We start from the raw sequence: 14,619 nt of genomic DNA, 5'->3' as shown, positions 1-14,619 counted from the left end.
CCTCATGATCAACATTACTCTGCGGCAGCTCCGCTACTTCGATGCACTGGTGCGTCATGGCCATTTTGGCCGCGCGGCCGAGGCCTGTTCGATCTCGCAACCGGCTTTGTCGATGCAAATCAAGGAAATGGAAGTAGCGCTCGGCGGTGCACTGCTGGAGCGCGGCGCGCGGCAGGTGGCGCTCACGACATTTGGCGAAGAACTGCTTCAGCGTGTCCGCGACATCCTGCGCTCGGTCGACGAACTCGGCGATTTCGCCCGCGCCTCGCGCGACCGGCTCGCCGGGCGGTTGCGCGTCGGCATGATCCCGACGATCGCGCCCTATTTGCTGCCCAAGATCATCGAGAACCTCGCACGCATGCATCCCGAACTCGACATCCACGTTCGCGAAACGCTGACCCCGAAGCTGATCAAGGAAGTTGCCGAAGGCCGGCTCGACACCGCCATTGTGGCGCTGCCGGTTTCCGAGCCATCGCTGACCGAGATCGCCTTGTTCAAGGAGAACTTCCTGCTTGTGCGGCCCGGCGACCAAGAGGGCATGCCGACGCCGAACCGGGAAACCTTGCGCGAGATGAAGCTGCTGTTGCTGGAAGAGGGCCATTGCTTCCGCGATCAAGCGCTGTCGTTCTGCAACATGCAGGCGCCACGCGAGGTGCTCGACGCCAGCTCGCTGTCGACGCTGGTGCAGATGGTCGGTGCCGGGATCGGCGTGACGCTGATCCCGGAGATGGCGGTGGAAGTCGAAACCCGCTCGGCCCCCGTTTCGCTCGCGCGTTTCAAGAACCCGCAACCTTCACGCACCATCGGCATGGTCTGGCGCAAGAGCAGTCCCTTGGCGCGCCAGCTCGAGCAGATCTCGGAGGCTGTGTGCCTGTCGGCTGGCAAGATGCGTCACCGTCCGGCAACCGAGCCGGCCCTGCGTGGCATCACGGCATAGAGGTTATGACGACATCATATCCGGTCATTCGCCCGGCCCGTCCGGACGAGTACGACGAAGTCGCCCGTATCTGGATGGAGAGCTGGGTCTCCACCGGGCTCGACACCGCGAGCGAGGCGTTGCTGACCAAACTTCGCGACCGCGTTTATCGCGAGGTCGAAAACGGCTGGAGCCTGTTCGTCGCGGACGACGGAGGCAGGCTGGCAGCCATGCTGGCGATCAATATTCCGATGATGTATCTGGATATGCTGTTCGTTGCGCCGGAGCATCAGGGGTGTTCGATCGGCCGGCAGCTCCTTGCCTTTACGCGGATAGTTTTGCCCGACGAAATCTGGCTGCGCTGCGTGCGTGAAAATGAAAAGGCGTGGCGCTGGTATGAGCGCGAGGGTTTCGTGTACGAGCGCGAAGCCCTGGAGCCCGCGATGGGGCGCATGATGAAATATTACCGGTGGAAGAAAGCGATATAGCACATCGACCGTCTTGCCGGGACGTCGTGCAAGAAGCGGCGAAAAGCGTGATACTGCGCGACGGCATTCGTAATCTCCTGACCGAGCGACTGGACAATTGGCTTCCTGCCTACTTCAAGGAATAGTGTCACGAAAAATCCATTCGCCGGCCGGATACTCGCAGTGTGCTGGAAGGTAGACGCAACTCGGCAAAAGGGAGACGTCCGTCATGATGAAACTCTATTGGTCGCCGCGATCGCGGTCGTTTTCCGCACTCTGGCTGATGGAAGAGACGGGCGAGCCTTATGAAGGCGTGCTGACTGACATCAGCAAGGGCGCGCAGAAGACGCCGGAATATCTCGCCGTCAATCCGATGGGCAAGGTGCCGGCGATCCAGGATGGCGAAACGACGCTCGCCGAAGCGGCTGCGATCTGCGCCTACGTTGCCGAGCGCTATCCGCAAGCCAAGCTGGCGCCGCCTGTCGGCGATCCCTTGCGCGCGAGATATTACTACTGGCTGTTCTTCGGACCAGGCTGCATGGAGCCGGCCATGGTGCAGGTCGCCACCAAGCTCGAGTTGAATCCGGTTGCCGCCGGCTGGGGCGACGCACAACGCGTCTACGACGTGCTCGATGCCGCGCTTCAAAAGGGCTCGTGGATACTCGGCGAGAATTTTTCCGCCGCCGACATCGTGATCGGCTCGGGACTGAATTTCGCGGTCAGGCTGTTCAAGATGGTGCCGAGCCGCCCGTCGTTCGACCGCTACCTCGACGCCTGCGCAGGCAGGCCGGCGTTCCAGCGCGCCGGTGCGCTGGTCATGGGATAGAGCGATTTAACCCGGGACGATGCGCGGATCGATGTCCTGCGCGTAATCGACGCCGTCGATGCCAAATCCGAACAAGCGTAGAAATTGGCTCTTGTATTCGGCAAGGTCGGCCAATTCACCGAGGGTTTCCGTGGAGAGCAGCGGCCATCGCCGCGACACCTCGGCCTGCACCTTGGGCGACAGCTCCCAATCGTCGAGCCGCAGGCGCAGCGCATCGTCGACTTCGGCATGCTTGCCAAGGCGAGTCCGGAACAGCCGATCGATCTGTTCGATGCACCCTTCGTGAAGCCCGAGTTGTTTCATCACCTTGAACAGCACCGTTCCATAGAGCGGCACCACCGGAATGGCCGAGCTCGCCTGGGTGACCACGGCCTTCAGCGCGACCACGCGGGCCGCATCCGGGCCGAGCCGACCCCGGATCTCTTCCGCCTTGCGATCAAGATCGACCTTGGCGCGACCCAGAGTGCCGTTCCAGTAGATCGGCCAGGTCAGTTCGCTGCCGATATAGGTGTAGTTGAGCGTTCGGAAACCCGGGGCCAGGACGCCGGCGTCCGCAAGCTGGTCGACCCAGCGCTTCCAATCCTCGCCGCCCATCACCGCAACCGTCGCGGCCGCTTCATCCTCACTCGCCGGCGTAATGGTGGTCTCGAACACCTCGCCGGTTTCCGTGTTGAGGGTCTTGATGTCGACCGGCGACCCGAGCGGCTTGATCGCCGAACGATAGGTCTTGCCGGTTTGCGGATCGGTGCGGACCGGAGCGGCCATGCTGTAAACCAGCATGTCCAGCTGTCCGAATTTTTCGCGCACGCGCTCGATGAAGTTCTTCTTCATCTCATCGGAGAACGCATCGCCCTCCAGCGTGAGCGGCGATCGTCCGATCTTCCCGGCTTCGATCTCGAATGCGCGATTGTTGTACCAGCCGGCGCTGGCCGTCCGATTGGCCGTCGGCTCGCGCTCCAGCGACACGCCGATGGTCTCCGCGCCACCGGCGAAGGTCGCGACGATGCGGCTCGCAAGACCGTAGCCCGTCGAACATCCGAGCACGGCAACGCGCTTGGGGCACTCAGCAATGGCCCCCTTACTCAGAACATAAGCGATCTGGTCGCGGACATTTCGGAGGCAACCGACCGGATGCGCCGTCGTGCAGATAAAGCCTCGCACGCGCGGTTCGATAATCATGCCCACTCCGTTTCGGATAATCGTAAAATCGCCAGCCTGCTGCGATCGATCAGGACGATATCAAGCGTCCAGCCGCTTGAACACCAGCGTCGCGTTGGTGCCGCCGAAACCGAAGGAATTCGACAGGACCGTACCGAGTTTGGCGTTGTCGATCCGTTTGCGCACGATCGGCATATCGGCAAAGACCGGATCGAGCTCGGTGATATGGGCGCTCTCGCAGATGAAACCGTTGTTCATCATCAAAAGCGAATAGATCGCTTCCTGCACGCCGGTTGCGCCCAGCGAATGACCGGTGAGCGCCTTGGTGGCGGAAATCGGCGGACACTTGTCGCCGGTGCCGAATACCCTGCGGATTGCCTCGATCTCCGGAGGGTCGCCCGCTGGCGTCGAAGTGGCGTGGGGATTGATGTAGTCGATCTTGGTGTCGACCGTGGACATCGCCATCCGCATGCAGCGCTCGGCGCCTTCCCCCGATGGTGCGACCATGTCGTAGCCGTCCGACGTGGCGCCATAGCCGACGATTTCTCCGTAGATACGCGCACCGCGCGCCTTGGCATGCTCGAGCTCTTCCAGCACCACCACGCCGGCGCCGCCGGCGATGACGAAGCCGTCGCGGCTGACGTCGTAGGGCCGCGAGGCGGTCGAAGGGGTATCGTTGTATTTCGACGACATCGCGCCCATCGCATCGAACAGCACTGACAGGCTCCAGTCGAGCTCTTCGCAGCCGCCGGCGAAGATCACATCCTGCTTGCCGATCTGGATGGTCTCGTAGGCGTTGCCGATACAGTGATTGGAGGTCGCACAGGCCGACGAGATCGAATAGTTGACGCCCTTGATCTTGAACCAGGTAGCAAGGGTTGCGGACGCGGTCGAGGACATCGCCTTCGGCACCGCGAACGGACCGACGCGCTTGGGCCCCTTGGTTCGGGTGGTGTCGGCCGCTTCCACGATCGTGCGCGCCGAAGGACCGCCCGAGCCCATGATGATGCCGGTGCGAATATTGGAGACGTCGGAAGGTTCGAGGCCTGCGTCCTGGATCGCCTGCTCCATCGCAACGTGATTCCAGGCAGCACCCTCGGCGAGAAAACGCATCGCGCGCCGATCGATCACGCCGGCCGGATCGAGCGTCGGCGCACCCTGCACCTGCGAGCGGAAGCCCATCTCGGCGTATTTCTCCGCGCGCGAGATTCCCGAGCGGGCCTCGTGCAGGCTCGACAGCACTTCCTGGGTGTTGTTTCCGATCGACGAGACGATGCCCATCCCCGTGATCACAACCCGCCTCATGATCGCCTCACCTTATCTTTCTCTTCTTTCGTTTCGTAACGCTCGTGACTAACCAGAGTCGCTTCAAGCCCGTGAAAAGTTCACACCGTCTGCTGCAATGCGGCGTCCTGCTTGAACAGGCCGACCTTCAGGTCCTTGGCGCGATAGATAATCTCGTCATCCATGGAAAGCCAGCCGTCCGCAATGCCAAGCCAGAGCTTCATCCGCATCACGCGCTTGATGTCGATATTGTACACAACCTTCCGGACATTCGGCAGCACCTGGCCAGCCAGCTTCAGTTCGCCAAGACCCAGCGCTCGGCCGCGGCCCTCGCCGCCGACCCAGCCGAGGTAGAAGCCAACCATCTGCCACATCGCATCCAAGCCAAGGCAGCCCGGCATGACCGGATCATTCTTGAAATGGCAGCCGAAAAACCAGAGGTCGGATTTGACGTCGAGCTCGGCGCGGATCAGTCCCTTGCCGAATTCCCCGCCGGTCTCGCTGATGTCGGTGATGCGGTCGAACATCAGCATCGGCGGCAGCGGCAACTGGGCATTGCCGGGACCAAACAGCTCACCGCGGGCACATGCCAGCAGATCCTCATATTCATAACCGCTGCGCCGATCCAGCATGGTGCCAGCCTTGTCAAAAATCCCGATGGAGGCATCCGGGGCGCACGGTCCGCGATGGCGGAATCCGACGTCCGTTAGGCCAATCTGGCCCTTAACTGCGCAGGTCGGGAACCCTGCGGCAGCGGGCTTTTCCTATAACTATCCGGGGTCAACCGAGGTTCGCGCTCTCTATCACAGGGGATGGAGGTGGCAAAGCGGACCGGTGTGGCGGGTTCAGAAGTTCGCATCACCATTGCCGCGCGTTCTCCATGCGGACTTCTGAACCAAAAAGCCACACTAGATTAATAACTTGGCTAGTGTCCTTTCGATTCCGAAGTTCGTAAACGTGGGTCCGCAAGATCATACGAACTTCGGAATCGGGACACTAGCGGGCAATTAGCCGCTTCCTGCCCGCCGCAGGCTTAACTCTTCATGCTTTGGGGGCGTTCTAGTTGCGAAAAACTTGCATCTAATGCCGATCCTCCCTATATTCCCTTGGAATATCGAGGTTGTTTGCAGAGTCTGACGTGGAAATGAGCGACAACGGTGCTGCTTTGAACGACGAAATAGTGGGTTCCGAGCCTGGCGTGACCGGCCGTGAACCAGCTTTGACCGGCTGCCCATGGCACGACGTCAACGAAATGCTGCAAGCGGCCGGCCTGCGGCCGACCCGCCAGCGCATGGCGTTGGGTTGGCTCCTGTTCGGCAAGGGCGCGCGGCACCTCACCGCTGAAATGCTCTACGAAGAGGCGACGCTGGCCAAAGTCCCGGTGTCGCTGGCCACCGTCTACAACACTCTCAATCAATTGACCGACGCGGGCCTGCTGCGCCAGGTCAGCGTCGACGGCACCAAGACCTATTTCGATACCAACGTGTCGGCGCACCATCATTTCTATCTCGAGAACAACCACGAGCTGGTCGATATCGAGGACCCGCATCTGGTGCTGCAGAAAATGCCCGAGGTGCCCGAGGGCTACGAGATCGCGCGGATCGACATGGTCGTCCGCCTGCGCAAGAAGCGCTGAGCTACTTTCCCCTACCCGGCAAATTCAGCCGTCATGCCCGCGCTTGTCGCGGGCATCCACGCCTTTCTTCCTTCGCGTCAAAACGTGGATGGCCGGGACAAGCCCGGCCATGACGAAATCTGTCCCGGGAGCAGCCGCGAAACTCAGTCCACCTTCTCGTCGGCGTAGACGCCCCAGAGTCGCTGCTGCTCGATCCAGCCGTCAAATCCATTGCCCACAACGTGGCACCAGCCGGCGGCACAGTGTTTGACCTGCGCGACGACACCGGCCTGGAGGCGGGCGTTGATGGCGCTTGACGCATCGGCCCGTTCATAGAGCGCGGCGAGGTCGTCCTTGTTCTTCATGGTGATGACCGCGGTGCGGCGGCCGGACAACAGCGAGTGATAGACCCAACCTTCGGCGCCTTCGGAATCGCGTACCCGGCGCCAGTTCTCGAATTCGGCGGTGATCTCCACCGGTAGGCCGGAGCGCGTATAGACCCAGGCCACGTCGTTGTCCTTGGTGGGACCTGCGCGAACGTTCACATGATCTGATTTGAGGCTGACATAACGCGGAACGGGCAGGCCGCTGGTCGTCATCGCGGTGTCCCTCGCCGCTGCGACAGCCATCGACGGTACACCCGACAGCCCGGCTGCAAGCACCGCCAAACACAAACGCCCCCACGCCATCAACGCGTCTCCCGCCGAGATCAGCTCAAAATTCTTCGAGCTGCGACACCTGCACCTGTAAGACCCCAAACCCCTGCCGGCCGATTGCCCTCGGCTTGAGCCCGGTTCCCTCCCGGGTTCTTGTTTTGGCCCGGCCTTCTGCTAGAGAGGACGGAAAGCCAGAACGAAAGACCCCGAAAAAGTCCCGCGAAAACCCGACGGCGACGTCGGGTCGTCAGCGGAAACGCCCGGACCACGCGGCATCGCAGTGTCGAACACCCGGGTTAATGAGGTCTGAACAACCTCATGAGGGCAGGACATGTCGGTTAAGAAGAAGCCTCTCGTCGTCGTCACCCGAAAGCTGCCGGACTCGATCGAGACCCGGATGCGCGAGCTGTTCGATGCCCGGCTCAATCTCGACGACACACCGCTGACGCAGGACCAGCTGATCGAAGCTGTCCGGACCGCCGATATTCTGGTGCCGACGGTCACCGACCAGATCAACGAAGAGGTGATCAAGCAGGCCGATAGCAAGCTGAAGCTGATTGCCAATTTCGGCAACGGCGTCGACAATATCGACGTTACGGCTGCGCATGCGCGCGGCATCACCGTGACCAATACGCCGAAGGTTCTGACCGAGGATACCGCCGACATGACCATGGCGCTGATCCTGGCGGTGCCGCGCCGGCTGATCGAGGGCGCCTCGGTTCTGACCGACGGCAAGAACTGGGCGGGCTGGTCGCCGACCTGGATGCTCGGCCATCGCCTCGGCGGAAAGCGCCTCGGCATCGTCGGCATGGGCCGGATCGGGCAGGCGGTCGCGCGACGCGCGCACGCGTTCGGCCTTCAAATCCACTATCACAACCGAAGGCCCGTGGCGCCGCACATTGCCGAAGAGCTCGGCGCGACCTACTGGGAAAGCCTCGACCAGATGCTGGCGCGGATGGACATCATCTCGGTGAATTGTCCGCACACGCCGGCGACCTTCCATCTGCTGTCGGCGCGGCGCCTAAAACTGATCCGCAAGGACGCCTATATCGTCAATACCGCGCGCGGCGAGGTGATCGACGAGGAAACGCTGACCAAACTGATCGAAAGCGGCGAGATCGCCGGCGCAGGCCTCGACGTGTTCGAGCACGAACCCGCGGTCAGCCCGAAGCTGGTGCGGCTGGCCAAGGCCGGCAAGGTGACGCTGCTGCCGCATATGGGCTCGGCCACCATCGAGGGCCGCGTCGAGATGGGCGAGAAGGTGATCATCAACATCAGAACCTTCCTCGACAATCACAAGCCGCCGGATCGCGTGCTGCCAAGCATGCTCTGATCGCGCGGCTCCCGCCGCCCGTCATTGCGAGGAGCAAAGCGACGAAGCAATCCAGAATCGTTTCTACGGCAAGGACTGGATTGCTTCGCTTACGCTCGCAATGACGAACTATGGCGACCTTCGCTTGTCCGGGACGACAGCGGAGGTCTTGCGCTCGCGCTTGCGCCATTCGCCGACAAACGCGATGAAGGCCGCAAGCGCTGGCGGGATCTGGCGGCGGCTCGGGTAGTACAGGAACGGCCCGGGAAACGGCGCGCACCAGTCGTCCAGCACGCTGACCAGCGAGCCGGCCTTGATGTCTTCACGCACGTAACCTTCGAAAGTGAGCCAGAAGCCGAACCCGTCGCGGGCGGCGCGGTATGCGGCGCCTGGATAGTTGACGATCAATTTGGCCGGCGGCGATACGTTCACCGCCCGGCCGGCCTTCTCGAACTCCCAGTCCAGCATCGTGCCTCTGCCGAAGCGGACGCGAATGCAGGGGTGCTCGAGCACGTCCTTCGGATGCTTCGGCCGGCCGTGCCTGGCAATATAGTCTGGCGAAGCCACGACCGCGTAACGCTGCGGCGAACCGAGTGCGACCGCGATCATGTCCTGGGCCAGATGTTCGCCATAGCGCACCCCGGCGTCGTAACCCTCGGCAACGATATCGACGAACGAGCTTTGGCCGATAACCTCGAGATCTACTTTCGGAAAGGCAGCGAGAAACGGCGCGACCATCGGCGCCAGCACCAGATCGATCGCGGGCGGCGGCGCGTTGATGCGCAAGCGCCCCGACGGCACGCCGCGCAGCCCCCTCACCTCGTCGAACGCGCCATTGACGGCGTGCATCGCCGGCCCGATCCGCGACAGCAGCAGTTCGCCGGCTTCGGTCAGCGCGACGCTGCGGGTGGTGCGATTGAAAAGCCGCACGCCGAGCCGCTCTTCGAGGCCACGCAGCCGCTGGCTCAGGCTGGAAACCGAGACATCCTGGTGCAGGGCCGCCCGGCGAAAGTTCCTGGTCCGGGCAATCGCCACGAAAGCATCGAGATCGCGGAGGTCGAGGTCGCTCATTGTTCGATATATTGAACAATCTATTCATAACTGTCTACCTTATCGATTCAATGGGAACGGGTCATATCGGGGCATCTTCAACGGCGCGGAATTTTCCGCACGCTATCCCGGGAGAACCTCGATGGAACACCGCAAGCTCGGCAAATCCGGCCCCACCACCTCCGCCATCGGCCTCGGCACCATGGGCATGTCGGATTTTTACGGCCCGGCCGATCGCAGCGAGAGCATCGCCACCATCCATGCGGCGCTGGACGCCGGCATCACCCTGCTCGACACCGGCGATTTCTACGGCATGGGCCACAACGAAATGCTGATCCGGGAGGCGCTGTCCTCGCGCAAACACGACAAGGTGCAGATTTCGGTCAAGTTCGGCGCGCTGCGCGAGGTCGAAAGGAACTGGAACGGCTATGACAGTCGTCCTGCGGCGGTGAAGAATTTTCTCGCTTATTCGCTGCAACGTCTCGGCGTCGAGGCGATCGACATCTACCGGCCGGCGCGACTCGATCCCGACGTGCCGATCGAAGAGACCGTCGGTGCGATGGCCGAGATGGTGAAGAAGGGTCACCTCAAGCATATCGGCCTGTCGGAAGTGGGCTCCGAGACTATCCGCCGCGCCCATGCGGTGCATCCGATTGCGGATTTGCAGATCGAATATTCGCTGGTGTCTCGCGGCATCGAGAGCGACATCCTGAAAACCTGCCGCGAACTCGGCATCGGCATCACCGCCTACGGCGTGCTGTCGCGCGGCCTGATCAGCGGACACTGGTCGAAGGATCGCGCCAATGTGCGCGATTTCCGCAGCAACAGCCCGCGCTTTCAGGGCGAGAACCTCGACAAGAACCTGGCACTCGTCGACTCCTTGCGCGCGATTGCCGACGAAATCGGCGCCACGCCGGCGCAAGTCGCGATTGCCTGGGTAGCGGCTCAAGGCGCGGACATCGTACCGCTGGTTGGCGCGCGGCGGCGCGAGCGCCTGACGGAAGCGCTTGGCGCGCTCGAGGTGAAGCTGACGAATGCGCATCTCGCGGCGCTATCGAAAGCGTTCCCGCCCGGTGCTGCGGCCGGCAACCGCTATCCGGACGCGCAGTTGGCGCATATGGACAGCGAGAAGCGCGCCACGGCGTGAAGGCTTCAAACCTCCTCCCTTTCAGGGGGAGGGAGTGATGTCACTTGTGCCCGCTCAGATCGGTGATGGTGAGTACATCGCCATTGAGCGGGTTCAACGGATCACGCTGGTAGCGCAACGTCTCGAAACGCATCGCGCGGGCATCGACCATCAACAACCGTCCGACCAGCCCCTCGCCGAAGCCAACAATTTCACGGATCGCTTCCATCGCCATCATCGAGCCGAGAATACCGGCAAACGCGCCCATCACGCCGGCTTCCGCGCAGGTCGGCACCGTGCCGGGCGGCGGCGGTTCCGGAAACAGGCAGCGATAGGTCGGGTTGAATTGACCGTCGGCGTTTTTTTCATGCGCGCGGATCGTGGTCAGCGAGCCGTCGAACATGCCGAGCGCCGCCGTGATCAAGGGTCGCGCGGCGAGGAAGCAGGCATCGGAAACGAGATAACGCGTCTCAAAATTGTCGGAACCATCGAGCACGAGGTCGTAGCCGCCGATCAGCTCCATCGCATTGTCAGCATTCAACCGCGTCGCATGCGCGGCAAATTTCACATGCGGGTTGAGACGGCCGATACGCTCGGCCGAGCTATCGACCTTTGGCTTTCCGACATCGAAGGTGTCGTGAATGATCTGGCGCTGCAAATTGGAAAGCGACACGACGTCGTCATCGACCACGCCCAATGTGCCGATGCCCGCCGCCGCCAGATACATCAGCGCCGGGGCACCGAGACCGCCCGCGCCGATCACCAGCACGGCGGCTTCCTTCAAGGCCGTCTGGCCGGGTCCGCCGACTTCATGCAGCACGATGTGGCGGGCATAGCGCTCGAGTTCTTCAGAACTCAACATGTCGCAAACTTACCTTTTCCGACCTCGACTGGCTGAACCCTTCAGCCATTGGTGCCGACCCAACAGATGTGCTTAATTGGGCTCGCGTCAATGGACCTGAGAAGTGTCATGAGACCTATGTCGGCGGCAATACTTGTGTTGATCGCCACGTCTACGTCCGCGCAGGCCCAGACGCCGCCATCCGCCAGCACCAAGCCAAAGCAGGTCGCGACCGTGCCGGTGCGCCCCGGACTGCAAACGCCCGCCGATACGGCGAATGCGATGGGCCAGAGTGAGCGCATGTCGATCCAGGCCGACCTCGCCTGGGTTGGACAGTATAACGGCGCCATCTCCGGCGACGTCAGCGAACGGATGGTCGAGGCGATCAAGGAATATCAGAAGGCGAACGGCGGCAAGCCGACCGGCGTGCTCAATCCGAAAGAGCGCCTGGTGCTGGCCGAGACCGGGCGGCGGCGGCGCGAGAATGCCGGCTGGAAGATCGTGACCGATGCGCCGACCGGTGCGCAGCTCGGCATTCCGACCAAGCTCGTGCCGCAGCAGACCTCCGATGCCAATGGCACCAAGTGGAGTTCGCCAACCGGCACCATCCAGGTCCTGCTGACGCGACGCAAGGAAGCGAACCCGACCACGGCCAAACTCGCCGACCGCGAAAAGAAAGAGCCCGCTGGGCGCGCGATCGACTACACCGTGGTCAAGCCGGAATTCTTTGTGCTGTCGGGCCTGCAGGGCCTGAAGAAATTTTATGTGCGCGGCACCTTCAAGGGCGACGAAGTCCGCATCCTCACCATCCTCTACGATCAGGCCACCGAGAATACCGTCGAGCCGGTGGTGATTGCGATGTCGAGCGCGTTCAACCCGTTTCCGGTCAATACGGCACCACCGCCGCGCAAGACCGTCGAATACGGCACGGGCGTCGTAGTGAGCGAGGACGGCGCGATCGTGACCGATCGCCTGGTGACCGACGAATGCCTCGCGATCACGATTCCGCCGTTCGGCAATGCCGACCGTGTCGCCGAAGACAAGGAGCACGATCTGGCGTTGTTGCGCGTCTATGGCGCGCGCGGACTGAAGCCACTCAGCCTCGCTTCCGATACCGCCGACAAGGCCAGCATCGAATTGACCGGCATTTCCGACCCGCAAAATCAGGGCGGCGGCCGCGCCGCCACCACGGTCAAGGCGGCGGTCACGCCGGCCGGCAGCGGCAACGATCTCGCGCTTTCTCCAACGCCTGCGATCGGTTTCTCCGGCGCGGCTGCGCGCGACAACGGCGGCAAGTTTGCGGGGTTGGCGCTGTTGAAGCCGGTTGCGGTCGCCAGCGCTGCGAACAGCGCTCCTGCACAATCCGTGCTGATATCGGCGGGCGCCGTCCGCGATTTCCTCAAATCCAATGGCGTAACGTCGACTCAAGGCTCGAATGATGCGGCATCCGCCGTCGTTCGTGTCATCTGCGTACGCAAATGATGGAACCGGCGTGACGACATCGCCACACTCCCGTAAGATTGATCACGCCCCGGTAGTCGACCGGATGCCGAGACGGCCGCAAATGTGGCATGCTAGGAATCGCTGTCGGTCGCGCTGATTCGCCGAATCGGACAGCCCCCGCATCCAGAATCGATGCACATCTGCTCGGCGTATCCGTGGGCACAGTTACCCAAGGAACCCCTGACGAATGCATACGATTGTTTTGGCCACGCAAAAAGGCGGCAGCGGCAAGAGCACGCTGGCGATTGGGCTTGCGCTGGCCGCCAAGGACGCCGGACACAATGTGCGGCTGATCGAGACCGATCCGCAAGGCACGCTGTCGAACTGGCAGAGCCGGCGCGGCATCGCCGAACCGATGGTCGAGACCATCTACAATGTCGGCCGCATCGAAGCCCGCCTGGAGGCGCTGGCGCGCGGCGGCGTCACGCTGGTCATCGTCGACACCGCAGGCGGCATCAGCGCGGTGACCGCGGCAGCCATCAAGTGCGCCGACCTCTGCCTTATCCCATCGCGCCCGACGATCACCGATATCGAGGCCAGCGCCGCGACGCTCAAAGCGGTCCGTGCCTGGCAAAAGCCCTTCGCTTTCGTGATGAACCAGACACCGGTCCGCGGCCGCCGCATCGACGAGGCGGCGAATGCGCTTAGTGGTGACGACGCTCGCGCGATGAGCGACATGCTGGCGCGGCCCTTCATCTCGATGCGCAACGACCATCAGGATGCGCTCGCATCAGGCCTCGGCGTTAGCGAATACGCGCCTGGCGGCAAGTCTGCGGAAGAGATATCTCAACTCTGGCGATGGACCGAGGCCCGGCTCCATGGCGGCGCGCTGAAACAACAGGCGCTTGCCGAAACCGCTGCTGCGGTTCTGATGGAGCCTTCGGCCGCGCAGCCGCCCGCGCCCTGGGGCGACGGCCATACTTCATGGGATGCCGGCCTTTAAGGCGCCGGCCTATTTCTGACACTTCGGACACCAGAAGGTCGAGCGGCCGTTCTGGGTAAAGCGGCGCACGATGCCACCGCAGCCCTTAGTCTGGCACTTTTCGCCTTCGCGGTCGTAGACCTGAAACGAATGCTGGAAATAGCCGAGCTCGCCCGTGGTCTGGCGGTGATCGCGAAGCGACGAACCACCGGCCTTGATCGCCTGGTTGAGCACCGCGTGAATCGCCTCCACCAGACGCCGCGCGTGATCGGTCGTCTCCCCTTTTTTGGTCGAAAGCGTCGCTGCCAATCTTCGTGGCGACAGACGCGCGCGAAACAACGCCTCGCAGACATAGATGTTGCCGAGGCCCGCGACGACGCGCTGGTCGAGCAGCGTCGCCTTGAGGCTGGTCTTCTTGTTGGCGCATGAGCGCGCCAGCATGTCGGCGTCGAATTCGTTGCCCAGCGGCTCGGGGCCGAGGCCCTTCAGCAGCGGATCTTCCTCGATCGCCCCGCGCGCGACGATTTTCATGTAGCCGAACCGGCGCGGGTCGTTGAAGACGATCAGGGCGCCCGACGACATGTGAAACAGCACATGGTCGTGGGCGCGATCTTCTGCTCGCGGGTGATGAAACTGGCCGGGCATGTTTGCGTTGCCGTCGGAGACGACGCGGAACGATCCGGACATTCCGAGATGCATCACGAGGACGTCGCCGGAGCCGAGATCGGCCATCAGATATTTGGCGCGCCGGCCAAGGCCGGTCACGGTTTGACCTTCCAGCCGATGGACAAAATCCTTCTGGAAGGCAAATCGCAGGTCTTTACGGCGGACCTCGGCTTTCACGATTTTGGCATTTTCCATAGCGGGTTGCAGGCCGCGGCAGACGGTCTCGACTTCAGGTAATTCAGGCATAGGTCCGTGTTCACCTTGAGATACGGACGTG

General features: G+C 62.5%; 15 protein-coding genes. 8 read left to right on the top strand and 7 right to left on the bottom strand.

The annotated features are described in order from the left end of the window. The first annotated feature begins 4 nt into the window (after positions 1-4). The 3 genes from BUA38_RS14225 (at position 5) to BUA38_RS14215 (ending at position 2,209) form a co-directional block, all read left to right on the top strand. A complete protein-coding gene (locus BUA38_RS14225; RefSeq protein WP_072826116.1) occupies positions 5-937 on the top strand; it encodes a hydrogen peroxide-inducible genes activator in 933 nt (310 codons plus the stop codon). A gap of 5 nt (positions 938-942) precedes the next feature. Next, a complete protein-coding gene (locus BUA38_RS14220; RefSeq protein ID WP_072818575.1) occupies positions 943-1,404 on the top strand; it encodes a GNAT family N-acetyltransferase in 462 nt (153 codons plus the stop codon). Positions 1,405-1,612: 208 nt separating this feature from the next. After that, positions 1,613-2,209: a glutathione S-transferase family protein gene (locus BUA38_RS14215; RefSeq protein WP_072818573.1), complete on the top strand. Its 597-nt coding sequence runs from the start codon at positions 1,613-1,615 to the stop codon at positions 2,207-2,209. A 6-nt stretch (positions 2,210-2,215) separates the two neighbouring features. On the opposite strand, the gene fabV is transcribed toward BUA38_RS14215, so the two are convergent. The 3 genes from fabV to fabA form a co-directional block, all read right to left on the bottom strand. After that, positions 2,216-3,388 carry an enoyl-ACP reductase FabV gene (gene fabV, locus BUA38_RS14210; RefSeq protein WP_072818572.1) on the bottom strand — a complete coding sequence of 391 codons (1,173 nt, stop codon included), beginning with the start codon at positions 3,386-3,388 and terminating at the stop codon, positions 2,216-2,218. Between the two features lie 60 nt (positions 3,389-3,448). Beyond that, positions 3,449-4,672, bottom strand: coding sequence for a beta-ketoacyl-ACP synthase I (gene fabB / locus BUA38_RS14205; protein ID WP_072818570.1), 1,224 nt, complete (start codon positions 4,670-4,672; stop codon positions 3,449-3,451). A gap of 80 nt (positions 4,673-4,752) precedes the next feature. Then, positions 4,753-5,283 (bottom strand): bifunctional 3-hydroxydecanoyl-ACP dehydratase/trans-2-decenoyl-ACP isomerase, encoded by a 531-nt coding sequence (gene fabA, locus BUA38_RS14200; protein WP_072818568.1) that lies wholly within the window; start codon positions 5,281-5,283, stop codon positions 4,753-4,755. A gap of 512 nt (positions 5,284-5,795) precedes the next feature. On the opposite strand from fabA, the gene irrA reads away from it, so the two are divergent. Further along, positions 5,796-6,287: an iron response transcriptional regulator IrrA gene (gene irrA / locus BUA38_RS14195; RefSeq protein WP_072818567.1), complete on the top strand. Its 492-nt coding sequence runs from the start codon at positions 5,796-5,798 to the stop codon at positions 6,285-6,287. Positions 6,288-6,430: 143 nt separating this feature from the next. On the opposite strand, the gene BUA38_RS14190 is transcribed toward irrA, so the two are convergent. Beyond that, positions 6,431-6,895, bottom strand: coding sequence for an SH3 domain-containing protein (locus BUA38_RS14190; RefSeq protein ID WP_425304977.1), 465 nt, complete (start codon positions 6,893-6,895; stop codon positions 6,431-6,433). A gap of 358 nt (positions 6,896-7,253) precedes the next feature. Between BUA38_RS14190 and BUA38_RS14185 the strand changes: the two genes are divergently transcribed. Then, a complete protein-coding gene (locus BUA38_RS14185; protein ID WP_072818563.1) occupies positions 7,254-8,255 on the top strand; it encodes a 2-hydroxyacid dehydrogenase in 1,002 nt (333 codons plus the stop codon). A 108-nt stretch (positions 8,256-8,363) separates the two neighbouring features. On the opposite strand, the gene BUA38_RS14180 is transcribed toward BUA38_RS14185, so the two are convergent. After that, positions 8,364-9,305 (bottom strand): LysR family transcriptional regulator, encoded by a 942-nt coding sequence (locus BUA38_RS14180; RefSeq protein WP_072818562.1) that lies wholly within the window; start codon positions 9,303-9,305, stop codon positions 8,364-8,366. A 121-nt stretch (positions 9,306-9,426) separates the two neighbouring features. Between BUA38_RS14180 and BUA38_RS14175 the strand changes: the two genes are divergently transcribed. Further along, positions 9,427-10,431: an aldo/keto reductase gene (locus BUA38_RS14175; RefSeq protein ID WP_072818560.1), complete on the top strand. Its 1,005-nt coding sequence runs from the start codon at positions 9,427-9,429 to the stop codon at positions 10,429-10,431. A 40-nt stretch (positions 10,432-10,471) separates the two neighbouring features. Here the strand turns inward: BUA38_RS14175 and BUA38_RS14170 are convergent, their stop codons facing one another. Further along, positions 10,472-11,272, bottom strand: coding sequence for a HesA/MoeB/ThiF family protein (locus BUA38_RS14170; protein ID WP_072818559.1), 801 nt, complete (start codon positions 11,270-11,272; stop codon positions 10,472-10,474). Positions 11,273-11,380: 108 nt separating this feature from the next. Here BUA38_RS14170 and BUA38_RS14165 point away from each other — a divergent pair, with 108 nt between their 5' ends. Next, positions 11,381-12,733, top strand: a complete 1,353-nt coding sequence (locus BUA38_RS14165; RefSeq protein ID WP_072818557.1) for a serine protease — start codon at positions 11,381-11,383, stop codon at positions 12,731-12,733. Between the two features lie 208 nt (positions 12,734-12,941). After that, positions 12,942-13,697, top strand: a complete 756-nt coding sequence (locus BUA38_RS14160; RefSeq protein WP_072818555.1) for a ParA family protein — start codon at positions 12,942-12,944, stop codon at positions 13,695-13,697. Positions 13,698-13,706: 9 nt separating this feature from the next. On the opposite strand, the gene mutM is transcribed toward BUA38_RS14160, so the two are convergent. Then, positions 13,707-14,588, bottom strand: a complete 882-nt coding sequence (mutM, locus tag BUA38_RS14155) for a bifunctional DNA-formamidopyrimidine glycosylase/DNA-(apurinic or apyrimidinic site) lyase (protein ID WP_072818553.1) — start codon at positions 14,586-14,588, stop codon at positions 13,707-13,709. Positions 14,589-14,619 lie beyond the last annotated feature (31 nt).

The sequence above is a fragment of the Bradyrhizobium erythrophlei genome, assembly GCF_900142985.1.
GTDB lineage: Bacteria > Pseudomonadota > Alphaproteobacteria > Rhizobiales > Xanthobacteraceae > Bradyrhizobium > Bradyrhizobium erythrophlei_B.
The sequence above is the reverse complement of the archived record's forward strand: the minus strand, read 5'-3'. Positions and strand labels throughout refer to the sequence as shown.

Bases quoted from the DNA above. Each gene is read 5' to 3' on its own strand.
- BUA38_RS14225 (WP_072826116.1), top strand. From the start codon at position 5: ATGATCAACATTACTCTGCGGCAGCTCCGCTACTTCGATGCACTGGTG.
- BUA38_RS14220 (WP_072818575.1), top strand. From the start codon at position 943: ATGACGACATCATATCCGGTCATTCGCCCGGCCCGTCCGGACGAGTAC.
- BUA38_RS14215 (WP_072818573.1), top strand. From the start codon at position 1,613: ATGATGAAACTCTATTGGTCGCCGCGATCGCGGTCGTTTTCCGCACTC.
- fabV (WP_072818572.1), bottom strand. From the start codon at position 3,388: ATGATTATCGAACCGCGCGTGCGAGGCTTTATCTGCACGACGGCGCAT.
- fabB (WP_072818570.1), bottom strand. From the start codon at position 4,672: ATGAGGCGGGTTGTGATCACGGGGATGGGCATCGTCTCGTCGATCGGA.
- fabA (WP_072818568.1), bottom strand. From the start codon at position 5,283: ATGCTGGATCGGCGCAGCGGTTATGAATATGAGGATCTGCTGGCATGT.
- irrA (WP_072818567.1), top strand. From the start codon at position 5,796: ATGAGCGACAACGGTGCTGCTTTGAACGACGAAATAGTGGGTTCCGAG.
- BUA38_RS14190 (WP_425304977.1), bottom strand. From the start codon at position 6,895: ATGGCTGTCGCAGCGGCGAGGGACACCGCGATGACGACCAGCGGCCTG.
- BUA38_RS14185 (WP_072818563.1), top strand. From the start codon at position 7,254: ATGTCGGTTAAGAAGAAGCCTCTCGTCGTCGTCACCCGAAAGCTGCCG.
- BUA38_RS14180 (WP_072818562.1), bottom strand. From the start codon at position 9,305: ATGAGCGACCTCGACCTCCGCGATCTCGATGCTTTCGTGGCGATTGCC.
- BUA38_RS14175 (WP_072818560.1), top strand. From the start codon at position 9,427: ATGGAACACCGCAAGCTCGGCAAATCCGGCCCCACCACCTCCGCCATC.
- BUA38_RS14170 (WP_072818559.1), bottom strand. From the start codon at position 11,272: ATGTTGAGTTCTGAAGAACTCGAGCGCTATGCCCGCCACATCGTGCTG.
- BUA38_RS14165 (WP_072818557.1), top strand. From the start codon at position 11,381: ATGAGACCTATGTCGGCGGCAATACTTGTGTTGATCGCCACGTCTACG.
- BUA38_RS14160 (WP_072818555.1), top strand. From the start codon at position 12,942: ATGCATACGATTGTTTTGGCCACGCAAAAAGGCGGCAGCGGCAAGAGC.
- mutM (WP_072818553.1), bottom strand. From the start codon at position 14,588: ATGCCTGAATTACCTGAAGTCGAGACCGTCTGCCGCGGCCTGCAACCC.